Consider the following 22,257-nt stretch of genomic DNA (forward strand, 5'->3'; position numbering starts at 1 on the left):
TCAGACCGATTGCGGCTGGCGCGGGAAGCTGAAGTAGCGGCGCAACGCCTCGACCAGTTCGAGGAACTCGGCGGGCGGCGCCAACAGGTGGAAGCCGGAGTCGAAATGACCGGGCGTGACGTCCTCGCGGGTCCACTGGCAGTCGGCGGAAAAGTCGATGCATTGCGGGCGGCCGCCCAGTCCCGGAACCTTCAGGCGCAGTTCGAAACGTGCGCCGACCAGCATCGGCAGTTGGCTGATGAGCAGCAGGCCGTCCTCGGAGACATTGCCGATATAGCCCATCGGCTTGTCGGTGATGCGATTGAACACCTTCAGGTAGCTGGGCAACTGATGGCGCTGGATATGTCGTTGATGACCCATAATGGCATTTCGCTATGATTTGCAGTCCAGTATGACGATGCCGGCGCTCGCGGAACAAGCTCAGCGGCAGCGTTCGGACTCCCGCGAGGTCAGTTCGCGACGAATGGCGTCCAGCTCGGCATCGCTCAGGTAAACCTGCTCGCCGCCGGCGTCCTGCCGATAGAAGCGGCCGCCGCGTTCGAGCCGGGACAACTGTTGCCGCAAGCGCCCGCACTCTTCGGCCAGCGCGGCCTGGCGCTGGCCGGCGCGTTCGGCGGCGGCGTCGCGTTCCTCGCGGCGAGCATCGAAATACTCCCGGGTGCGCTGCTCGCGCTGAAGGGTGGCGGCGTCACGCTCCACCACCTGCGGCCTGACTTCGACGCGTTGCGCGCCGGCCGGTGGCGTGGCGGAGAAGTGCACCTTGCCCTGGGCATCGGTCCAGCGATAGATGTCCGCCTGTGCCAGCAAAGGCAGCAGACCGAGACAGAACCACAGGGCACGCATGCGAACCTCCTCCGTGAAATCCAGGGCGCAGCTTACCGGATCGGCCAGGCCTGCACGCGACCGACGGTCAGCCTGAACGCCCGTCCAATCCGCCGGGCGCCTACAGGCGGGTTGGCACGGCACTGGCCGAGGCCGGCGTCTCGCTCAGCCGGCCCAGTTGGCGCAGCGTCTCCAGCCGCGCCTTGGCACGGTAGGCATATTCGCTGGTGGGGTAACGGGCGATGATGAAGTGGTAGGTCTGCGCCGCGTCGACGAACAGGCTTTGGCGCTCCAGGCACTGCCCGCGCAGCAGCGAGATTTCCGGCTGCAGGTAGGGCCGCGCGCGGATCCGCCGCTCGGCGCGCGACAGGTCGAGCATCACCTGTGCGCAATCGCCCTTGTCGTAGGCGCGGTAGGCCCCGTTCAGGTCGCTGTTCAGCGACCAGCTGTTACAGCCGGTGGCACTCAGCGCCAGGCAGGCAACGATCAAGCTTCGCATAGGCATATCCTCCGTTGGGTACTGTATCGGCGCGTATTGGCGTGGCTGAAGGGCCTGACTAGACTGGAGCGGCCCTCGCCCTGGCGCCAAGGAGATGCCATGCGCTTCGCCCGCCGTCTCGTCCTGCCCCCGCTGCTGTCGCTGCTGGCCGCCTGTTCGCCGACCACGCCGTTGTTCGTCGCCCAGGTCACCACAGGCGAAGTCGCCGAATACAAGCAGATGAAGAGCAACCGCATGACCGCCGCCATCGAGGAGGAAGGCGACCTGCTGACCTACAGCGCCATGGCGATCCGCGACAACAGGAGCGCCGAGGCGGAGAAGCTCTACCTCACCGGCTACGACAATGACCGCTACAGCGCCGAGGTGCGCGGCATCTCGCTGTACCAGATCGGCCTGATCTACATGAGCCGCTACAACGACCAGCGCGACGACGCCAGGGCCACCGACTACTTCCAGCGCGTGGTCCGCGAGTTTCCCGGCACCCACGCCGCCGAGCATGCCCAGGCGCGCCTGCTGGTGATGCGGCAGCGGGCCAGGGAGCCGGTGCAGAAGAGCGCCCGCGAATTGCTCGCCACCTGGAAGCCACAGCAGAACCTCGACCTCTACAAGACCAGCCTCGACCCGGACATGACCCTGCTGTCGCGCCGGGCGGTGCTCAAGGATCGCGTCGACGAAGCCGCCGAACTCTACCTGCTGGCGGTCAACGATCCGGCGATTCCCGCCGGTATAAAGGAAAAGGCCCTCTACCAGCTCGGCCTGATGTACCTGGCGCCGGACAACCCGCACCCCAACCGCGACAAGGCCATCGAATACCTGCGCCGCCAGCTGCTCGACTATCCTGAAGGGGATCTGTCGAACAAGGCCAGCCGGCACCTCGACCAGGCTCTCAACGCGCAGCCGCGCTGATACCCGCCGGACTGACCCAGATCAAGCGCCCGACGCGGCGCCTGGTCTGCAATGGCATTCTCGCCCACAGCCAGGAGCGTTGCCATGAACCTGCAGAACCTGCTGGTGGTCATCGACCCGAGCAGCGACGAACAACCGGCTCTCACCCGCGCGCAGTGGATCGCCGAGCGCAGCGGCGCCAGCGTCGAGTTGCTGCTGTGCGACTTCAACCCGGCGCTGGACGGCGGGCTGTTCTTCGACAGCCACTCCCTGAGGCGCGCCCGCGACCTTTACCTGGACGAACGGGTCACCTGGCTGGAGCAGCTTTCCATGCCGCTGCAGCAGGCCGGCCTCCGCACCCGGGTCGAGGCCCTGTGGGGCAAGCCGCTGGACCGGATGGTCCTGCAGCGGGTCGACGAAACCCGCCCCGACCTGGTCCTCAAGAGTACCCGCAGGCACAACCTGCTGCGCCGCCTGCTGCTGGGCAGCAGCGACTGGCAACTGATCCGCCACTGCCCGCAGCCGCTCTGGCTGGTGCATCACGATAGCTGGCGCGGCCAGCGCCTGTGCGCGGCGCTGGACCCGCTGCACGCCAGCGACAAGCCAGCGGCCCTCGACCACCAGCTGATCGCCGCCGCCGAGCGCCTGGAGGCCAGCCTCGGCCTGCGCGCCGACTATCTCCATGCCTACGCGGCAATGCCGCGCAGCCTGCTGTTCGACGCGGAGATGCTCGCCGGCTACGAGCGCTTCGTGCTACAGCACGAGGAACGACACCGCCAGGCTTTCGACGATCTGCTGGCGGCTTATCCGCAGGTCGCCGCGGAGCGCCGCCACCTGCTGGCCGGCTACGCCGAGCAGGCGGTTCCCGACTTCGTCCGGGCCAACGACATCGACCTGCTGCTGATGGGCGCGGTCGCCCGCGGGCACCTGGACAACGCGCTGATCGGGCAGACCGCCGAACGGGTGCTGGAAGAGGTGGAGTGCGACCTGCTGGTGCTCAAACCGACAAATGACATCTGATGCAGATAGTATGACTCCGCAGTCGCCGCCGAGCCTCGCCGGTGGTAGCCTGCACGCCAGCGTTATCCAAGGAGTCCTTTGCATGTCCGTTCGCCGCACCAAAATCGTCGCCACCCTCGGCCCAGCCAGCAATTCCCCGGAAGTGCTGGAGCAGCTGATCCTGGCCGGGATCGACGTCGCCCGCCTCAACTTCTCCCACGGCACCCCCGATGAACACCGTGCCCGCGCCAGGCTGGTGCGCGAGCTGGCGGCCAGGCACGGCCGCTTCGTCGCCCTGCTCGGCGACCTGCAAGGACCGAAGATCCGCATCGCCAAGTTCGCCAGCAAGCGCATCGAATTGCAGGTCGGCGACAGGTTCCGCTTCTCCACCAGCCACCCGCGCGACGCCGGCACCCAGGAAGTGGTCGGCATCGACTATCCGGACCTGGTGAAGGACTGCGGTGTCGGCGACGAACTGCTGCTGGACGACGGCCGGGTGGTGATGGTGGTCGAGGAAGTCGCCGCCGACGAACTGCGCTGCCGGGTGCTGATCGGCGGCCCGCTGTCCGACCACAAGGGCATCAACCGCCGCGGCGGCGGTCTCACCGCGCCGGCGCTGACCGACAAGGACAAGGCCGACATCAAGCTGGCCGCGGACATGGACCTGGACTACGTGGCCGTTTCCTTCCCGCGCGACGCCAAGGACATGGAATACGCCCGCAGCCTGCTCACCGAGGCCGGTGGCAAGGCCTGGCTGGTGGCCAAGATCGAACGCGCCGAAGCGGTGGCCGACGACGACGCCCTCGACGGCCTGATCCGCGCCAGCGACGCGGTGATGGTGGCGCGCGGCGACCTCGGCGTGGAAATCGGCGATGCCGAGCTGGTCGGCATCCAGAAGAAGATCATCCTGCACGCCCGCCGCAACAATAAAGTGGTGATCACCGCGACCCAGATGATGGAGTCGATGATCCACAGCCCGATGCCGACCCGCGCGGAAGTCTCCGACGTGGCCAACGCCGTACTCGACTACACCGACGCGGTGATGCTCTCGGCGGAAAGCGCCGCCGGCGAATACCCGGTGGAAGCGGTGAAAGCCATGGCCCGCGTCTGCCAGGGCGCCGAGAAGCACCCGACCAGCCAGAAGTCCAGCCACCGCCTCGGCCAGACCTTCGACCGCTGCGACGAGAGCATCGCCCTGGCGTCGATGTATACCGCCAACCACTTCCCGGGGATCAAGGCGATCATCTGCCTGACCGAAAGCGGCTTCACCCCGCTGATCATGTCGCGCATCCGCTCCTCGGTACCGATCTACGCCTATTCCCCGCACCGCGAGACCCAGGCCCGCGTGGCCATGTTCCGCGGCGTGGAGACCATCCCCTTCGACCCGGCCGCGCTGCCACCGGAAAAGGTCAGCCAGGCCGCGGTCGACGAACTGCTCAAGCGCGGCGTGGTGACCAAGGGCGACTGGGTGATCCTGACCAAGGGCGACAGCTATACCGCCCAGGGCGGGACCAACACCATGAAGGTCCTGCACGTCGGCGACCTGCTGGTATAAGCGCCTCACGCACGTCGCGGCGGATAACGCCTGGAGCGTTATCCGCCCTACGGATCGGCGCCCCGCCAGCCCGACAACGGCGCACTCAGGCGAACCTGGAGAAATCCGGCTGGCGCCGGTGCATGAAGGCGCTGAGCGCCTCGATCGCCTCGGGTGAGCGCAGACGGGCACTGAAGATATCGCCTTCCTCGGCGATCACCCGGCGAAGCTCCTCGATGAATGGCGCTTTCATCAGACGCTTGCTCTCCACTACCGCCGACGGCGCCAGGTGCAGGAAGCGCCGCGCCGCATCGCGGGCGTGCTCCAGGACCGTGGCGCCATCCTCCAGCGCCGCGTTGGCCAGGCCCCAGGCGGCGGCCTGCTCGCCGCTGAAGTCCTGCCCGAGCAACAGCAGCTCGGCGGCCCTGGCATGACCGAGCATGCGCGGCAGGATCAGGCTGGAGCCGAACTCCGGGGTCAGGCCGAGGTTGGCGAAAGGCATCTTCAGTCGCGCGTTGCGTCCGACGTAGACCAGGTCGCAATGCAGCAGCAGGGTGGTGCCGATGCCGACCGCCGGACCGTTCACCGCGGCGATCACCGGCTTGGGAAATTCCAGCAGCGCGCTCATGAAGCGGCCCACCGGGCTGTCGCGCAGGGACGGCGGCTGCTCGAGAAAATCGAGGATGTCGTTGCCGCTGGTGAAGCAGGCGTCGCCACCGGTGATCAGCACCACCCGCACAGCCGTATCGGCCTGCGCCTCCAGCAGCGCCTCGGCCATCCGGCTGTACATCGCGCGGGTCAGCGCGTTCTTCTTGTCCAGGCGGTCCAGACGCAGGGTCAGCAGACCCGCCTCGCGCTCGACCCGAATCAGCTCGCTCATCGTCACTCCCAGGAATGCGGCGCGCGGCCGCGGCAATCGCTGCAAGGCCCTGCCGCCAGCGCCGCTCAGGCGTGGGGCAGGAACAGGTCCGCGAGCGTCTGGCTACGCGGCACGCCGGCCAGGTAGAGATGCCGGGCGAAGCGCTCGACACTGGCGGGCTGGCCGCAGAGTAAGGCCAGGCTGCGCCGGGGAACAAGGCGGAGATCGGCCAACGCAGAGGGCAACTGCGCCGCCGTGACCAGGCTGGTCCGCAACTGCGGGTATTGCGCGGCCAACCCGGCGAGTTCGCCGGCCAGGTAATGCTCGCGCGCCAGGTGCAGCAGCTGGATCGGCGCCTGGTGCCCGCCGCGCAGGGCCTCGCGCAGAATGCCCCAGAGCGGGGCCAGGCCGGTGCCGGCGGCCATCAGCAGCAACGGCCGGTCCTGCCAGTCGGGTTCGTAATGCAACGCCCCGCCGCGCAGCTCGCCGAGCCGCAGGCTGGCGCCGGGTGCCAACTGGCGGGCGCGGTCGCGGAAGGCGCCGGGCTCGCGGCAATCGATGTGGAATTCCAGCCAGGGGTCCTCGTTGGGCAGGCTGGCCAGCGAGTAGGGCCGCGCCACGCCATCCTCGCTCCACAGCAGCAGGTGCTGCCCGGCGCGATAGCGCAACGGCCGCTGCGGTTCCAGGCGCAGGCGCAGCACCTGGCCACCCAGCCAGTCGCAAGCGAGCACCCGGGCCGGCAGTCCGTCGCGCGCCGGGTCGAAAGGCTGCAAGGCGAGGTCGCCGCGGATCCGGCACTGGCACGCCAGCCGCCAGCCCTGTTCGCGCCGCTCGGCGTCGAGCGCCTCGGGCAACACGTCCTCCACCTCGCCGTCCAGGCATTGCACCAGGCAGGCATGGCAACTGCCGGCCCGGCAGCTATAGGGCAAGGCGATAGCGCCGGCGAGCAGCGCGTCCAGCAGGTTGCTGCCGGCGGCGACGACCAGGCGTCGCTCGCCGACCCGGATCTCAGGCACTGGTGACCTCCCAGGTGGCGTCGCAGCGGTTTCGTCCGCCGCGCTTGGCACGGTAGAGCGCCTGGTCGGCCCGCTGCAAGGCCTCGTCGAGATCGTCGTCGGCATACAGCAGGGTCATGCCCACCGACAGGCTCAGGACCTCCACCGCCACGCCCACCGGTTCCGCCTGTTCGAATGCCAGGCGCAGGCGCTCGCAACAACGTTCCAGCTGCTCGGCATCGGCGTGCGGCAGCAGCAGGACGAATTCCTCGCCACCGTAGCGGGCCAGGATGTCACCGTCGCGCAGGCAGGAACGCGCCACCGCGGCGAAGGTCTGCAGCACACGGTCGCCGGCGGCATGGCCGTGGCGGTCGTTGATCCGCTTGAAGTGATCGAGGTCGATCAGCGCCAGGCCGTGCTGCCGGTTCGGCAGCAGGTCTTCCAGTGCGCGCCCGGCCATGCGCATGAAGTGCCGGCGGTTGAACAGTCCGGTGAGTTCGTCGGTGGCGACCAGGTCTTCCAGTTGACGCATCATCCCGCGCAGGGTGTCCTGGTGCGCCTGCAGGGCATAGCGGCGCTGGCGCATGCGCTGGCGCATCGCCTGCACGTAGCTGGCGAACAGACTCAGCCAGACCAGCACGATGAACAGCGCCAGCACCTGCAGGGCGGCGCGCCCCGGCAGTTCGAGGCGCCGCTGCAGGACTTCCACCAGATGGATGCCGGAGAAGGCGATGAATGCCAGCGCCGCGCAGCGGGCGAACACCCGTGGCGGCAACTGGAATACGCCGAACAACAGGGCCAGCACGTAGAACACCATGAAAGTGCCGCGCAGGCTGTCGACGTGATAAAGGAAGTAGGTCAGCCAGACGATCGCCACCAGCACCTGCGGCTCGGTCAGGCTGGGGTCGGCGTAACGCAGGTTGCGGCCACTGGCGAACAGCCAGAGGAACGCCAGTTGGCAAGCCACCACCAGGGTGGTGCTGAGCGCCGCGGTGGTCGGCGCGGCCCGGTAGAAACCGCTGAGCACCGCCAGCCAGAGCAGGACCAGGCCGAACAGGTAGGTGCCGGCGGCCATGCCGAACCGGCGGAGCAAGAGCTTTTGCAGGGCGCGCTGCTTCAGAGGAGGCTTGTCTGTGCGCATGGGCTCCGTCCCGTAATGGCACCTGGCCGCAATGTACCCTTCCCCCCGCGGGTTGCCTAGTCGAACGAACAGCCAGCTAGTCACACCCCCGGCCGACCAAGGTCTGATCGCCGGCGCGTGCCCCTGTCGCGCGGGAAGGGCTATACTGTTCCGCCTTTTTTGCGCCGGTGCCTGACCGGCGCGCTCCTCGGCTGCGGCCGGTTCCGTGACCCTACCCCGCCGCCGAATTACCCGCCTGAAGAGGACCGTGCTCCATGGCCGTGATCAAGCAAGACGACCTGATCCAGAGCGTCGCCGATGCCCTGCAGTTCATCTCCTACTACCACCCGGTCGATTTCATCCAGGCCATGCATGAGGCCTACCTGCGCGAAGAGTCGCCGGCCGCCCGCGACTCCATGGCGCAGATCCTGATCAACTCGCGCATGTGCGCCACCGGGCACCGCCCGATCTGCCAGGACACCGGAATCGTCACCGTGTTCGTCCGGGTCGGCATGGACGTGCGCTGGGACGGCGCCACCATGAGCGTCGACGACATGATCAACGAAGGCGTGCGCCGCGCCTACAACCTGCCGGAAAACGTCCTGCGCGCCTCGATCCTGGCCGACCCGGCCGGAGCGCGGAAGAACACCAGGGACAACACCCCGGCGGTGATCCACTATTCCCTGGTCCCCGGCGACAAGGTCGAGGTCGATGTCGCGGCCAAGGGCGGCGGCTCGGAGAACAAGTCGAAGATGGCCATGCTCAACCCGTCCGACTCGATCGTCGACTGGGTGCTCAAGACCGTTCCGACCATGGGCGCCGGCTGGTGCCCGCCAGGTATGCTCGGCATCGGCATCGGCGGTACCGCGGAGAAGGCCGCGGTGATGGCCAAGGAGGTCCTGATGGACCCGATCGACATTCACGAGCTGAAGGCCCGCGGCCCGCAGAACCGCATCGAGGAACTGCGCCTGGAACTGTTCGAGAAGGTCAACCAACTGGGCATCGGCGCCCAGGGCCTGGGCGGCCTGACCACCGTGCTCGACGTCAAGATCATGGACTACCCGACCCACGCCGCTTCGCTGCCGGTGTGCATGATCCCCAACTGCGCCGCCACCCGCCACGCCCACTTCGTCCTCGACGGTTCCGGCCCGGCCGAGCTGGAAGCGCCGCCGCTGGACGCCTACCCGGAGATCGTCTGGGAAGCCGGCCCGTCCGCGCGCCGCGTCGACCTGGACAGCATCACCCCGGAAGAGGTGCGGAGCTGGAAGCCGGGCGAGACCCTGCTGCTCAACGGCAAGATGCTCACCGGCCGCGATGCCGCCCACAAGCGCATGGTCGACATGCTGAACAAGGGCGAAGAACTGCCGGTGGACCTGAAAGGCCGCTTCATCTACTACGTCGGCCCGGTCGATCCGGTCGGCGACGAGGTGGTCGGCCCGGCCGGTCCCACCACCGCCACCCGGATGGACAAGTTCACCCGGCAGATCCTCGAACAGACTGGCCTGCTGGGCATGATCGGCAAGTCCGAGCGCGGCCCAATCGCGATCGAGGCGATCAAGGACAACAAGGCCGTGTACTTGATGGCCGTCGGCGGCGCCGCCTACCTGGTGGCCCAGGCGATCAAGAAGTCCAGGGTCCTGGCCTTCGCCGAACTGGGCATGGAAGCGATCTACGAATTCGACGTGAAGGACATGCCGGTCACCGTCGCGGTCGATACCAACGGCGAGTCGGTGCACATCACCGGCCCGGCGGTCTGGCAGAAGAAGATCAGCGAAAGCCTGGCGGTGGAAGTCAAGTAGAACGCGCCGCCCCAGGAAAAGCCCGGCCTTGCGCCGGGCTTTTCCGTTAGGGACGCACGCATCCCGCTACCAGACCACCTGCTGGTCGAGCGCATAGGCCCGACAGGGGGTCGACGAGTTGGTGTTGCAGTACTCCAGCGCTTCATCCAGCGGATTGGCGGAAACCGACCAGCCCCAGGCGTCCCCATCCTCGCTCAGGGCGAAAGCCCGTTGACCGGCAGCCTCGAGGAAGGTCCGGTAGTCCTTGCCGCCGGCTTCACGCTCGTGCTCGACGAACGGCACGCTGTCGACGTCCCCGATGGCGGCGAACCCGCTCTCGCCCGGACGCCTGGTTTCGGCGATGTGCCGCACCTTGCGCGTCGGCAATCCCACGGCCCGCATGAACCCCTCTACCTCCGGCCACCAGGCTTGCAGTCCGCTCCGCTCAGGGAAGAACAGATGACCGTCGCCGGGATGCGCAGCCAGCACTCGCAGGCGCCCCGCGCCCCCCGCCTGGCGGTAGCTGGCGAACAGCTGCCGGGCCAGCTCCGGCGGGAACATCCGGTCGTTTTCCGCGTACACCCAGAGGGAGGGTATCCGCGAGGCCGCGGCCTGGCGCATCTCTTCCAGCAGCGGCGTCTGCCAGTCGCAATTTTCCCAGCGGAAGCCGCCCGCCATGTTTACGACGCCGACGACGCCAGGCAAGTCCTGCTCGGCTGTCTTCAGTCCGACCAGGCCACCCACCGAATGACCCACAAGGAGGATCCGCCGCGTGTCGATATCGTCGCGCGCCAGGGCCAGCCGCAGGGTAGCGTGGATTTCGCGCTGCGCCTCGCGGGTATAGGCGCCGGGCTGGCAGTCCGGCCAGTCGCGCGGCCCCTCGGAACCGCCGAAGGAACGTCGCTGCGGCACCATCACGGCGTAGCCGCGCTGGACGAACTCGCGCGCGGGCACCTGGAAGCGTACGCGGTCCCGGCTACCGTCGGGGTCGATGCCATGGTTGAGGATGACCAGGGGGAACGGCCCCGGTCCCGAGGGTAGGAAGGTGTTCACCCGGATCACGAAGGACTTGCCCGGGCGGGGCGAGATCCGCTCGTAGAGAATGGTCTCGCCGATTCGCCGGTCCAGGTGGTCCGTGGCGAACGTCGGCCCGCCATTCAGTGCGAGCCCGATGAGCAAGAGAAACCCGCGGCTGGTTCTTTTCATTGCTGCACTCCCGTTGGTCGTGGACATTGCGTCGAAGACAGTCATCGCCGACCGCCGGCGTTCCCGGGGACAAAGGACAAGGTTGCCGCATCGTCCGCATGGACAGGACTGGACCGGGATTCGAAAGAGCAGCCGGAATGACTTTCCCGCTGACGCCCCATCCACGCGGGGGTTCCACGGAGAAAGCCGAGCGCGCGACCCAGCTCACACTTGGGGAAAAGAACGCGCGGCCGGGGAATTCCCCTGGCTCTCCAGGCTCGGGCCGGAGCCGAGCGTTTTCAGGCGAACCAGAAGTACAGCAGGGCCAGGTTCGCCGCCGAGATCAGGCCGAACAGCAGCCAGGCCAGCGCGCTCACCCAGGGCGGGTTGACGAACTCGCCCATCAGGCCCCGGTCGCCGCTGAAGCGGATCAGCGGCCATAGCGCGAACGGCAGTTGCAGGCTCAGCAGCACCTGACTGAGCACCAGCAGCTTGCCCACCGCGCCCTCGCCGAGCCAGAGCACACCGAGCAGTGCCGGTACCAGGGCCAGGCCGCGGGTGATCAGGCGCCGCTGCCAGCAGGGAATCTTCGCGCGGAGGAAACCCTCCATCACCACCTGGCCGGCGATGGTGCCGGTGAAGGTCGAACTCTGCCCGGCCGCCAGCAGGGCGAAACCGAACAGGAAGCTGGCCAGGGCGCCTCCCACCAGCGGGTCGAGCAGGTGGTAGGCGTCCTGGATCTCCACCACCTCGGTATGGCCAGTGCCGTGGAAGGCGGCGGCGGCAAGGATCAGGATCGCCGCGTTGACCAGCAGTGCCAGGGACAGCGAGCCGATGGTGTCGAACCGCGAGAAGCGGATCGCCGAGCGCTTGCTCGCCGCGTCGTCGCCGTTGACCCGGGTCTGTACCACGGAGGAATGCAGGTAGAGGTTGTGCGGCATCACCGTCGCGCCGAGGATGCCGATCGCCAGGTACAGCGGCTCCTGGCTGCCCAGGGTGTCCCAGGACGGCCGCAGGCCGGCGGCGACGTCGGGCCAGTAGGGCTTGATCAGCACCAGTTCGACGAAGAAGCACGCGCCGATGGTGGCGATCAGGCCCAGGACGATGGCTTCCAGGCGGCGGAAGTTGGCGCCCTGCAGGGCCAGCACGATCAGGGTGTCGAAAGCGGTGAGCACCACCCCGGTGGTGATCGAGACGCCCAGCAGCAGGTGGAAGGCCAGCGCCGCGCCGAGCACCTCGGCAAGGTCGGTGGCAACGATCGACAGCTCCGCCAGCAGCCATTGGCCGCGCGCCACGCCGGGCCGGTAGCGCTCCCGGGAAAGCTGCGCGAGGTCGCGGCCGGTGGCGATGCCCAGGCGCGAGCAGAGACTCTGCAGGAGCATCCCGGACAGGCTCGCCAGGACTACCACGAACAGCAGCGCATAGCCGAAGCGCGAGCCGGCCTCGATGGCGGTGGCCCAGTTGCCGGGGTCCATGTAGCCGACCGAGACCAGCAGGCCGGGTCCCACGAACAGCGCCAGCTTGCGCAGCGGCGAAGCATTGGCCGGCACCGCGACGCTATGGCTGACCGCCGAGGGGCAGAACGGCGCGGTGGCGGTGGAGGGCAGGGAAAATTTCACGAACACTTGCCAGGTCGGAAGGGAGGCTCTGCCAGAGTAAAGCTTTCCACCCGGCCGCGCCTCCCCGGTTCAGCCCTGGGCGCGCTGGCCGACCAGGCTCAACCCGGCGACATTGGCGCGCCGCTGCGCCAGGTAGCGGGTGCAACTGACGCGCAGGAACGAAGCGAAGTTGAGCACTTCGCCGCGATAGTCCATCACTTCCTCGTAGAGATTGGTGATCAACTGGTTGGTGCTCAGCCCCTCGCCTTCGGCGATCTCGCGGAGGATATCCCAGAACTGGTTCTCCAGGCGCAGGGTGGTCACCACCCCGCGGATGCGCAGGGAGCGCGAGCGCGATTCGTAGAGGATCGGATCGGCTTTCACATAGAGTTCGCACATGCGCGGGGCCTCCTGGATCTCAGTGACTGATACGGGTGCCGAGCACCTCGAGGAAGCGCGCCAGCCAGGCCGGGTGCGCCGGCCAGGCCGGCGCGGTGACCAGGTGGCCGTCGACATGGGCCTGGTCCACCGGGATGTCGACGTACTCGCCGCCGGCCAGGCGCACTTCCGGCGCGCAGGCCGGGTAGGCGCTGCATGCCCGCCCTTGCAGGACACCGGCGGCGGCCAGCAGCTGCGCGCCATGGCAGACCGCGGCGATCGGCTTGCGCGCGGCGTCGAAGGCGCGCACCAGGGCCAGCACCTGCTCGTTCAGGCGCAGGTATTCGGGGGCGCGTCCTCCGGGGATCAGCAGGGCATCGTAATCCTCGGCGCGAGCCTGGGCAAAGTCGGCGTTGAGAGCGAAGTTGTGCCCCGGCTTCTCGCTGTAGGTCTGGTCGCCTTCGAAATCGTGGATGGCGGTGCGTACGCTCTGCCCGGCGCTCTTGTCCGGACATACCGCGTGCACCTGGTGGCCGACCATCTGCAGGGCCTGGAACGGCACCATGGTCTCGTAGTCTTCGGCGTAGTCGCCGACCAGCATCAGGATCTTCTTCGCAGCCATCACGCGCACTCCTTCGGGCGGGGACCCGGACACCCCGGGAATCCACCTAAGGTAGCCAATCCCGCCGGTGTCGCGGGTAATAGGCGGTTACTACAGGCGCGCCGGGCTCAGATGCCGATCCTGTCCAGTGTCCGCCCGACGCCTTCCCAGAACGAACGCTGGATGCGCTTCTGGTAGCCGCTGGCGGCGAACTGCATGGGCTCCTGGACCTGGTGGGTGGCAGCGATCTCGGCGCTGCCGAGGTCGCCGCCCACCAGTTGCAGCGGGCCGTCGCCCTCGCCCGCCGGATGCTCGCTCTTCGGCGGCGGGGCGAGTTCGTCGTAGCGCAGGTAGTAGACCGCGCCGGCCCTGGCGTCGAGCACGAAGCTGGCGATGCGGGTGAAATCCATCGGCCCGTCGGCGAACAGGGTCCAGAAGCTGCCTGCCAGCGGACGGCGCATCTCCAGCTTGTAGCTGCCGGTCTCGAACTCGAAGGCCAGGTAGCCGTTGCTCGGCAGGCTGCCGATCAGCTCGTTGTTGAGGAAGATGCCCGGCGCCTCGAGTTCCTCGTCCGCCCACTGGCTCTGCGGGCGGTAGAGGTAGACCGTGGCGTGACTGGCGTCGGCGGCAGGATGGGTGGCGAAGACGGGACCGTCCAGCGCACCGAAGAACGCGCCGGGCGTGCTGCAGCCAACCAGGCTCGCGACGATCGACAGGGCCAGCGACAGGCTGCGCAGCATGCTCCATCCCTCTTCTTATGGTTATTCGCCAAGAATAACCAGCCCGGTCATGGCTGCCACCCGTCGAAAGTCCGGTTCGCCGGCCTCAGGCCGGGCGCGGCACCTTGGCCAGCGGCGGGGCCGGCATCAAGCGGCGCACCAGCCACTTGCGCACCGGCACCACGCCGCGCTCCTGGAACAGCACGCAGAACGCCACCAGCAGCATCAGGAACAGCGGGTAATAGAGCAGCGACGAGGGCAGCGCGGCCGCCGCCTCGGTACAGGCGCGCCAGTCGTCGAGACAACGCCCCGGCACGGCGATAAGGCGCTCTCCCCGGGAGAACAGGGTGAACAGCGGCACATGCAGGGCGAACAGCGACAGCGAGGCGGCGCCCAGGCGCGGCGACCAGTGGCGGACGAAGGCGCTCTTCGGGTCGGCGGGCAGCGCGCAGAGGCACACCAGCAGCAACTGTGCCGGCAGCAGCAGGCCGTTGTGCAGCAGGAAGTACCAATGCTTGGCACCCTGGGTGAACAGATAGTCGGCCACCAGGAAGGCTGCCACCACCAGCGCCACCAACCCGGCGAGAAGACCGCGCCCTGGCGCCAGGCCACGGTCGCGGTAACCGCGGAACAGCCCGTAGGCGAGGATGCCGCCGAGGAATTCCGGCAGGCGCAGCAGCGGATTGCGGTGCAGCAGGCCGGTCCAGGGAATCCCGTAGCTCTCGCTGGCCACCACCAGCACCGGCGGAACCAGATAGACCAGCCAGACCAGCGCCAGCACCTTCCACTTGTGCCGGCTGCGCATCAGCCGCGGGGCGACGAACGGAAACGCCAGGTAGAAGAACATTAGCGTCGACAACGACCACAAAGGCGCGTTGAAGGTCAGGTAGTAGGGATTCCAGGCCTGCAGCAGGAGGATCTGCAGGATGCTGTTGAGGAACAGTTCGGTGTTGCTCATCCAGTGCAGGAAAAGCTCCGGGTGGGTGCGACCGAGCACTTCGTTGGTGTCGTAGATGACGAAGCGCGGAGTGGCCTTGTCCAGGTCGGGGCCGATCCCGAGATGGCTCAGCGCCAGCAGCACCAGGATCGACAGCAGCAGGGAAAACAGGTGCAGCGGGTATAGATTGGACAGGCGCTTGGTCCAGAAGCTGCGGGCACTTTCGCGCAACCGGCCGCTGCGCGCGTAGACGTGGGCCAGGAGGAAGCCGGAGAGCGCGAAGAAGGTGCTGGTAGCGAAGAACCCCAGGCTGGTCAGCTCATCGAGGCCGGGAAACTTCTGCTCTTTCGGATAGCTATGCAGGGTGTGGTACACCACCACGTACAGGCCGAGCAGGAAGCGCAACCATTCCAGTCCGATGAAACGTTCCTTGGAGTCGGGCGTTGCCACGCATCTCTCCTTTGTCATTGTAATGGGCGGTCCGGGGTAGACCCGCAGGCTCCCCGGCAAGTTTCACCGGGGCGGCCAGCGGGTACGAACGGCCGGCACCCTAGCGACGACGGTCGAGGAAATTCACCACCACCCGGTCCAGCCACCCCCACAAGCGCTGGTGCAGACGCATCCACAGCGGCCGCGCGCGCCACATCTCCAGGGTCACCTCGCGGCTGTCGGCGAAGTCCGCCAGCAGGCTCGCCGCCGCCTGGTTGGTGAAGTCCGGGTCGAGGGCCTCGAGATTGGCGTCGAGGTTGAAGCGTAGATTCCAATGGTCGAAGTTGCAGGAGCCGACGCTGACCCAGTCGTCGACCATGACCATCTTCAGGTGCAGGAAGCGCGGTCGGTATTCATGGATCTGCACGCCGGCGCGCAGCAGGCGCGGGTAATAACGTTGTCCGGCATAGCGTACAGGGGCGTGGTCGGTGAGCCGCCCGGCGAGCAGCAGGCGCACTTCCACGCCACGCTGGGCGGCCTTGCGCAGGGCCCGGCGGACCTTCCAGGTCGGCAGGAAGTACGGTGTCGCCAGCCAGATGCGCCGCCGCGAACCGTTCAGCGCGCGGACCAGCGACTGCAGGATGTCGCGATGCTGGCGAGCATCGGCGTAGGCCACCCGGCCCAGCCCCTGCTCTGCCCCCGGTTGCGGCGGCAGGCGGGTGAGCGTCATGCCGTCGCGGGGCTTCCAGGCCTTGTCCTCCAGGCAGGCCTGCCATTGCCGCTCGAACAGCGCGGCCCAGTCCGCCACCACCGGGCCGTCCATCTCCACCATCACTTCGCGCCAGGCGCTGACGTCACTGACCGGATCCCAGAATTCGTCGGTGATCCCGGCGCCGCCGACATAGCCGATGCGCCCGTCCACCAGCAGCAGCTTGCGATGGTCGCGGTAGAGATTGCCGCCGGTCAGCTTCCAGCGCAGCGGGTTGTACAGCCGCAGTTCGCCACCGGCCTCGCGCAGGCGCTGGCCCCAGGCGCTGCCCAGGCCTAGGCAGCCGAAGCCGTCGAACAGGCAACGCACGGCGACGCCCCGGCGGCGGGCATCGAGCAGGGCCAGAAGAAACAGTTCGGCGCAATGCCCGTCCTCCACCAGATACAACTCCAGCTCGATGCTCCGCTGCGCCGTCTCGATGGCCAGAAGCATGCGCGGAAAGAACCGCGCGCCATCGTTGAGCAGGGCGAAGCGGTTGTCGCTGCGCCAGGGGAAGACCGGGCCGCTCACCGCGACGTGAAGATCAGCACGGCGCCGACCGGCACCGTGAGCCCGATGCTGCTGGCGCCGGCCAGCTTGCGCAGGGTCTCGATACCCGGCGCAAGGTCGAAGTCGGCGGCTTCCAGCACCAGCGGCGACAGGGTGACCACCTGGAAGCGATGCTCGTCCAGGCGGGTCACCAGCAGGTCGCTGGAGTAGCGCTTCTGCCTGCCGTGCAGGCTCACGGTCAGCGGCTGGCTCATCTCCAGCTGTACGCCGCTGGCCAGGTCGACGATCGGACCCAGGTCGAGCTGCGCGGTGATCTCCGCTTCGGCGAAGCGCTTGGTCTCGAACAGATGCTCGCGGATGCGCTCGTCGCGCAGCGGGATCCCGCTGCTCACCGAGTCCAGTTCGACGCGCAGGCGCGCCTGGCCCTTGTCATCGACCTTGCCATGCATGACCAGGAAGCGGCCGACTTCGGAAAGGGTGGCGTTCTTGGTGGAGATGAAGCTGAGTCGCGACGACTCGTAGTCCAGGTACCAGGCGGCCTGGACCGGCAAGGCCAGCAGGGCCAGGCCGAGGCAGATCAACTTGTGCATGCGGGCTCCCTATGCGTCCGGCGCCACCTTAAACCGGGCGCCGGGGAGCAGGCAAACCCCCGCCTCAGTCCAGCGCGTGCTGCAACTGACTGATGGTCTCGGCCAGGGTTCCCAGGTGCCGCCGGCGAACCCGCTCGACGCAATCCTGGTCGCACGGCCAGTGCAGCGCCACGCTGCCCAGCAGGCGGCCCTGGACGCGCACCGGCAGGGCCACCGCGCGAATCAGGAACGGCAGGCGCACCGGGTATTCCCAGTGCCCCTCGGTGCGTTCGCCGTAACCCTGGCCATGGGCCTGTTCGCGGGTGCGCAGCCAGAGGTCCTCGTCCACCTGGTGGTGGCGCGCCAGGCGGCGTACCTCGCTGTCTTCCAGTTCGCCCAGGCAAGCCTTGCCCATCGCCGAGTGGAACAGGCTGGCATGCTGGCCGACCACCAGCCGGTTGGCCGGGTAGCGTTTACGCAGGGCACCCGGCACCGAGCTTTCCGCCACCAGCAAGTGGTCGCCGTCGAGGATCGACAGATCGGCGACCAGCCCGGTACGCTCGCTCAGTTCCACCAGCAGCGGCGCGGAACGCTCCACCACCTGGCAGCGGAAACGCTCGGCGGCGTCGCCGTACAGGCGGTTGGAACGCAGGCGGTAGCGCCGGTCGGTCAACGCGCGGTACAGCCAGCCCTGTTCCAGCAGGGTATGCAACAGCCGCGACACCGTGGCCTTGGGCAGCCCGCTCAGATAGTGCAGTTCCTCCAGGCCCAGCGCGCGGTGCTGGCCAAGCAGGTCGAGGAGCGCCAGCGCCCGCTCCACCGAACGGACGGTTCCCGCTTCTTCTTTTTCCGGCATGACGACACCTCCACCGTCGACAGACCGTGATGGCAAAGCAATATGCAAGCCCAGGCCTTGTAGGAGAAGTCTGCAAGCACAGCCAGCGTGCCTACCGAAGCCAGGCCGCTCCCGCCACCTCCAGCATCGCAGGCGGGCGCCGGCCGACCCAGCCGGTCAGTTTCTCGTGGGCCCGGGCCAGTTGCAGCACCGCCAGGTCGGCCTGCGCCGGGCCGATGATCTGCAGCCCCATCGGCAAGCCCGCCGCACCGAAACCGATCGGTACGCTGATCGCCGGCAGGCCGGCCAGGGTCGCACCGATCACTACCTCCATCCAGCGATGATAGGTGTCCATCGGCCGCCCGCCGACCTGCCGCGGCCAGGGTATCTCTGCATCGAAAGGAAACACTTGGGCGGTGGGCAGCAAGAGGAAATCGTAACGTTCGAACAGGCGCGCCAGGGCGCGGTACCAGTCGCTGCGATCCAGCGCCGCGCGATACACCTCGGCAGCCGTCAAGCCGAGCCCGGACTCCACCTCCCACTGCGCCTCCGGCTTGAGCCGGGCGCGACGCACAGGGTCGGCGTAGAGCTCGCCGAGGCTGCCCTGCACCAGCCACTGGCGATGGACCAGCCAGCTGCACCACAGACGTTCCAGCGAATAGTCCGGCAGGCACGCCTCGACCTCGCAACCCAGTTCGGCGAAATCGCCCAGCGCGGCGTCGCAGAGCGCCAGCACGCCCTCCTCCGTCGGCAGGTAGCCGGCGTAGTCGCCGAGCCAGCCGAGCCGGGCGCCGTGGAAATCGCGCTCCAGGTCGCTGGCGAAAACGCCCGGATCGTCACGCAGCGACAACGGGCAGCGCGGGTCGTAGCCGGCCTGGGTGGCCAACAGCCGGGCGACATCGGCGACGCTGCGGCCCATCGGCCCTTCGGTGGCCAGTTGCTGGACGAACAGCTCCGGCTGCGGTCCGTGCGGCACCCGGCCCTGGGACGGCCGGAAGCCGTAGATGTTGTTGTAGGCCGCCGGATTGCGCAGCGAGCCCATCATGTCGCTGCCGTCGGCCACCGGCAACATGCGCAGCGCCAGCGCCACCGCTGCCCCGCCGCTGCTGCCGCCGGCGGTCCGCGACGGATCGTAGGCGTTGCGAGTGGTACCGAAGACACGGTTGTAGGTCTGCGAGCCGAGGCCGAACTCCGGCACGTTGGTCTTGCCGATGACGATCGCCCCGCTGCGCCTGGCGCGTTCGACGATGATCGCGTCGTGCGCCGGCACCTGTCCGGCGAACAGCGGCGAGCCCAGGGTGGTGGGGATGCCGGCGGTGGCGGCGAGGTCCTTGACCGCCTGAGGCATGCCGTGCATCCAGCCAAGCCATTCGCCGCGCGCCAGTTGCCGGTCGCGCTCGTCGGCCTGGGCCAGCAGCAGGCTTTCCGGTCGCAACGAGACGATGGCGTTGACCCGTGGGTTGAACCGCTCGATCTGCGCCAGGTAGGCCCGCATGACCTCGCGACAGGACAGCTCGCGTCGGCGGATCGCCGCGGACAACGGCAACGCGTCCAGCGCGACGATCTCCTCATGGTTGTCGCGTCGATGGCCGGTAGCGCTCATTCACAGACTCCTTGCCGGCTTGCCCAGGACCGGTTGGGGGGCGCGCGGAGCGGGCGTGGCGCCCTCTCGCAGGTACAGGGTGGCAAGCAGGCCGAGGAAGGCCGCGCCGAGCACGTAGAACGCCGGTGCCACCGGCGAGCCAGCGGCCTCGCTCAGCCAGGTGACGATGAACGGGGCGAAGCCGCCGAACAGCATCACCGCCAGGTTATACCCCACCGCCAGGCCGGTGGAGCGGACCCGCACCGGGAACTGCTCGGCCACCGCGGTCGGCGCCGGGCCGTAGAAACCGCCGATCGCCGTGCACAACAGCAGTTGCATCAGCAGCAGGCGCTCCAGGCTGGGCGCGGCGGCGACCCAGGCGAACAACGGGTAGACCATCAGCATGAAGGCCAGGGTCGAGACCAGCAGCACCGGCCGCCGGCCGACCCGGTCGGACAATCCGCCGGCCAGCGGGATCACCAGCGTCATCAGCGCCACCGCCGCCATCTGCACCATGAATACCTGGTCCAGCGCCAGGCCCAGTTGCTTGTGGGCAAAGGTCGGCATGTTCACCAGCACCACGTAGAAAGACACCGTGCCGATCACCGTCAGGCCCATGCTCACCAGCACGCCGCGCCGGTGCCGGCGCAGCACGCCGAGCAGGCCCAGGCGCTCGCCGGGCGCCTGGCGGGCCTCGAGGAAGGCTTCGGTCTCGCTCATGTAGCGGCGGATCCAGAACCCCACCGGGCCGATCAGCAGGCCGACCAGGAACGGCAGCCGCCAGCCCCAGCTTTCCAGCGCCGCCGCACTCAGGCAATGGGTGACCAGCGCGCCCATGCCGGCACCGGTGAATACCGCCAGGCACTGCCCGAACAACTGCCAGGAACCGTAGAGGCCACGCCGATGCGGCGGCGCGCTTTCCACCAGGAACGCCGTGGCGCTGGCGAACTCGCCACCGGTGGCGAAGCCCTGCAGCATCCGCGCGATGACGATCAGCAGCGGCGCGCCCAGGCCGATGGCCGCGTGGGTCGGGGCGAGGGCGATCAGCGCGATGGACAGGGTCATCAGCAGGATGATCAGTTGCATCGCCGCCTTTCGCCCCTTGCGATCGGCATACAGGCCGAGCAGCACGCCACCGGCCGGGCGCATGAAGAAGCCGACGCCGAAGGTCGCCAGGGCCATCAGCAGCGAGGTGTAATCGTCGCCGGAGGGAAAGAACAGCCTGGCGATCAGGCTGGAGAGAAAGCCGTAGACGATGAAGTCGTACCATTCCAGGGCGTTGCCGATCACGGCAGCCGCCACCTGGCGGGTACGCGAGGTACCGCTCGGGCAAGCGTGCATGGGAGTCTCCTGGTAACTGGGAAAGGCCGGCGCGGTTCAGGCCGCACCGAGGCTGGCGGCGGTGCCGACGCCGGCGGCCGCGGAAGCGTCCAGCCAGGTCTCGGCGAGCGCGCCCCAGTAGGCGGCGCCCAGGACCAGGATGTCGTCGTTGAAGTCATAGCCCGGGTTATGCACCATCGGTCCCCCGGCGCCATTACCGATGAACAGGTAGCTGCCGGGGCAGCGTTGCAGCATCCAGGCGAAATCCTCGCTGCCCATCAGCTTCGGCGTAGCGCCGTCGACCTGGTCCGCGCCGAGCAGCTCGACCCCGACCTGGCGGGCGAACTCGGTTTCCTCGGCGCTGTTGACCAGCACCGGGTAGGCCGGATAGTGCTCGATGCTGGCCTGGCAGCCGTAGCTGGCGGCCTGCTGCTCGATGATCGCGCGGACCCGTTGCAGGACCTGCTCGCGCACCTGCCCGTCGAGCGCCCGTAGGCTCAGGCGCAGCAAGGCGCGCTGGGGAATCACGTTGGCCGCTTCGCCGGCCTGCAGCGCGCCGACGGTGACCACCGCGGCCTTCTGCGGGTCGATGTTGCGCGCCACCACGCTCTGCAAGGCCATCACCACGCCGGACGCGGCGAGCAGCGGGTCGACGCTCAGGTGCGGCATCGAGCCGTGGCCGCCGACGCCTTCGACGGTGACCGTCAGCAGATCCTGGGACGCCATCATCGGCCCGGCGCGGAAGCCCAGGTGGCCGGCCTCCAGCCCCGGCATGTTGTGCATGCCGAACAGCGCGTCGCAGGGGAAGCGCTCCAGCAGACCATCGGCGAGCATCGCCTCGGCACCGCCCTGGCCTTCCTCGGCGGGCTGGAAGATCAGCACCAGGGTGCCGTCGAAACGCCGGGTCGCCGCCAGGTAGCGCGCCGCGCCAAGCAGCATCGCGGTGTGCCCGTCGTGGCCGCAGGCATGCATCCGCCCGCCGTGGCAACTGCTGTAGCCGAGCCCGGTGGCCTCGACGATGGGCAGCGCGTCCATGTCCGCCCGCAGCCCGATCCGGCGCGGACTGTCGCCCTGGCGCAGGACCCCGACCACGCCGGTGCGGCCGATCCCTTCGTGTACCTCGTAGCCCCACTCGCGCAGGCGGTCGGCGACCAGCGCGGCGGTGCGCCGCTCCTCGAAACCCAGTTCGGGATGGGCGTGGATGTCCTGGCGCAGGCTGCGCAGATCGTCGCCGACCTCCTCGAGCCAGGCCACGATGTGTCGATGTCGAGCCATGCCGTCTCTCCTCTGGCCGGATAGCGCTCCGGTCTTGTTGGCGGGAGCCCCGGGACGCAAGGCCGCCCGGGCTTGGCAAC

Annotated in this window: 22 protein-coding genes; 4 read left to right on the plus strand and 18 right to left on the minus strand. The window is 68.3% G+C overall.

The features are described 5' to 3' along the window. The 3 genes from PSPA7_RS23300 to PSPA7_RS23310 all read right to left on the minus strand — a co-directional run bounded on the left by PSPA7_RS23300 (window position 1) and on the right by PSPA7_RS23310 (window position 1,327). Window positions 1-360 carry a PilZ domain-containing protein gene (locus PSPA7_RS23300; protein ID WP_012077134.1) on the minus strand — a complete coding sequence of 120 codons (360 nt, stop codon included), beginning with the start codon at window positions 358-360 and terminating at the stop codon, window positions 1-3. A gap of 60 nt (window positions 361-420) precedes the next feature. Then, on the minus strand, window positions 421-843 hold the full coding sequence (locus PSPA7_RS23305) for a DUF4124 domain-containing protein (RefSeq protein WP_012077135.1): 423 nt from the start codon (window positions 841-843) through the stop codon (window positions 421-423). A 100-nt stretch (window positions 844-943) separates the two neighbouring features. Continuing rightward, window positions 944-1,327 (minus strand): tetratricopeptide repeat protein, encoded by a 384-nt coding sequence (locus PSPA7_RS23310; protein ID WP_003120855.1) that lies wholly within the window; start codon window positions 1,325-1,327, stop codon window positions 944-946. A gap of 93 nt (window positions 1,328-1,420) precedes the next feature. Here PSPA7_RS23310 and PSPA7_RS23315 point away from each other — a divergent pair, with 93 nt between their 5' ends. From PSPA7_RS23315 to pyk, 3 genes are all read left to right on the plus strand, one after another. Next, window positions 1,421-2,227 (plus strand): tetratricopeptide repeat protein, encoded by an 807-nt coding sequence (locus tag PSPA7_RS23315; protein ID WP_003157684.1) that lies wholly within the window; start codon window positions 1,421-1,423, stop codon window positions 2,225-2,227. Window positions 2,228-2,311: 84 nt separating this feature from the next. Next, the gene (gene uspM / locus PSPA7_RS23320; RefSeq protein WP_012077136.1) at window positions 2,312-3,226 is read left to right on the plus strand and encodes a universal stress protein UspM; all 915 of its coding nucleotides are present in this window, start codon (window positions 2,312-2,314) and stop codon (window positions 3,224-3,226) included. Between the two features lie 82 nt (window positions 3,227-3,308). Continuing rightward, entirely contained in the window at window positions 3,309-4,760 is a 1,452-nt protein-coding gene (gene pyk, locus PSPA7_RS23325) for a pyruvate kinase (protein WP_003157682.1), read from the plus strand. A gap of 85 nt (window positions 4,761-4,845) precedes the next feature. Here the strand turns inward: pyk and PSPA7_RS23330 are convergent, their stop codons facing one another. From PSPA7_RS23330 to PSPA7_RS23340, 3 genes are all read right to left on the minus strand, one after another. Beyond that, the gene (locus PSPA7_RS23330) at window positions 4,846-5,619 is read right to left on the minus strand and encodes an enoyl-CoA hydratase-related protein (RefSeq protein ID WP_012077137.1); all 774 of its coding nucleotides are present in this window, start codon (window positions 5,617-5,619) and stop codon (window positions 4,846-4,848) included. Window positions 5,620-5,684: 65 nt separating this feature from the next. Continuing rightward, the gene (locus PSPA7_RS23335) at window positions 5,685-6,614 is read right to left on the minus strand and encodes an iron-sulfur-binding ferredoxin reductase (protein ID WP_012077138.1); all 930 of its coding nucleotides are present in this window, start codon (window positions 6,612-6,614) and stop codon (window positions 5,685-5,687) included. Continuing rightward, window positions 6,607-7,734, minus strand: coding sequence for a GGDEF domain-containing protein (locus tag PSPA7_RS23340; RefSeq protein ID WP_012077139.1), 1,128 nt, complete (start codon window positions 7,732-7,734; stop codon window positions 6,607-6,609). Before PSPA7_RS23340 ends, PSPA7_RS23335 begins: the two co-directional genes overlap by 8 nt. Window positions 7,735-7,988: 254 nt before the next feature. Here PSPA7_RS23340 and PSPA7_RS23345 point away from each other — a divergent pair, with 254 nt between their 5' ends. Continuing rightward, on the plus strand, window positions 7,989-9,512 hold the full coding sequence (locus PSPA7_RS23345; RefSeq protein ID WP_003155448.1) for a fumarate hydratase: 1,524 nt from the start codon (window positions 7,989-7,991) through the stop codon (window positions 9,510-9,512). 66 nt (window positions 9,513-9,578) lie between these two features. Here the strand turns inward: PSPA7_RS23345 and PSPA7_RS23350 are convergent, their stop codons facing one another. The 12 genes from PSPA7_RS23350 to PSPA7_RS23405 form a co-directional block, all read right to left on the minus strand. Continuing rightward, complete coding sequence (locus tag PSPA7_RS23350; protein ID WP_003155449.1) at window positions 9,579-10,697, minus strand: dienelactone hydrolase family protein; 1,119 nt, start codon at window positions 10,695-10,697, stop codon at window positions 9,579-9,581. Between the two features lie 278 nt (window positions 10,698-10,975). Continuing rightward, window positions 10,976-12,283 (minus strand): Nramp family divalent metal transporter, encoded by a 1,308-nt coding sequence (locus PSPA7_RS23355; RefSeq protein ID WP_074197303.1) that lies wholly within the window; start codon window positions 12,281-12,283, stop codon window positions 10,976-10,978. Window positions 12,284-12,364: 81 nt separating this feature from the next. Beyond that, window positions 12,365-12,673 (minus strand): ribbon-helix-helix domain-containing protein, encoded by a 309-nt coding sequence (locus PSPA7_RS23360; protein WP_012077141.1) that lies wholly within the window; start codon window positions 12,671-12,673, stop codon window positions 12,365-12,367. Window positions 12,674-12,692: 19 nt separating this feature from the next. Continuing rightward, window positions 12,693-13,277 (minus strand): DJ-1/PfpI family protein, encoded by a 585-nt coding sequence (locus PSPA7_RS23365; protein WP_105446913.1) that lies wholly within the window; start codon window positions 13,275-13,277, stop codon window positions 12,693-12,695. Between the two features lie 104 nt (window positions 13,278-13,381). After that, window positions 13,382-13,993: a DUF2846 domain-containing protein gene (locus tag PSPA7_RS23370; RefSeq protein WP_003155451.1), complete on the minus strand. Its 612-nt coding sequence runs from the start codon at window positions 13,991-13,993 to the stop codon at window positions 13,382-13,384. 85 nt (window positions 13,994-14,078) lie between these two features. Next, window positions 14,079-15,359 (minus strand): acyltransferase family protein, encoded by a 1,281-nt coding sequence (locus PSPA7_RS23375; RefSeq protein WP_012077143.1) that lies wholly within the window; start codon window positions 15,357-15,359, stop codon window positions 14,079-14,081. A gap of 100 nt (window positions 15,360-15,459) precedes the next feature. Further along, window positions 15,460-16,539 (minus strand): phospholipase D-like domain-containing protein, encoded by a 1,080-nt coding sequence (locus PSPA7_RS23380; protein ID WP_074197302.1) that lies wholly within the window; start codon window positions 16,537-16,539, stop codon window positions 15,460-15,462. 74 nt (window positions 16,540-16,613) lie between these two features. Next, window positions 16,614-17,186, minus strand: a complete 573-nt coding sequence (locus tag PSPA7_RS23385) for a YceI family protein (RefSeq protein ID WP_003155453.1) — start codon at window positions 17,184-17,186, stop codon at window positions 16,614-16,616. 64 nt (window positions 17,187-17,250) lie between these two features. After that, a complete protein-coding gene (locus PSPA7_RS23390) occupies window positions 17,251-18,021 on the minus strand; it encodes an IclR family transcriptional regulator (protein WP_012077145.1) in 771 nt (256 codons plus the stop codon). A 91-nt stretch (window positions 18,022-18,112) separates the two neighbouring features. Next, a complete protein-coding gene (locus PSPA7_RS23395) occupies window positions 18,113-19,603 on the minus strand; it encodes an amidase (protein ID WP_012077146.1) in 1,491 nt (496 codons plus the stop codon). Beyond that, window positions 19,604-20,923 carry a citrate-proton symporter gene (locus PSPA7_RS23400; protein WP_003155455.1) on the minus strand — a complete coding sequence of 440 codons (1,320 nt, stop codon included), beginning with the start codon at window positions 20,921-20,923 and terminating at the stop codon, window positions 19,604-19,606. A gap of 36 nt (window positions 20,924-20,959) precedes the next feature. Beyond that, window positions 20,960-22,177: a M20 aminoacylase family protein gene (locus PSPA7_RS23405; RefSeq protein ID WP_012077147.1), complete on the minus strand. Its 1,218-nt coding sequence runs from the start codon at window positions 22,175-22,177 to the stop codon at window positions 20,960-20,962. Window positions 22,178-22,257 lie beyond the last annotated feature (80 nt).

It is taken from the genome of Pseudomonas paraeruginosa PA7 (assembly GCF_000017205.1).
GTDB classification, from domain to species: domain Bacteria; phylum Pseudomonadota; class Gammaproteobacteria; order Pseudomonadales; family Pseudomonadaceae; genus Pseudomonas; species Pseudomonas paraeruginosa.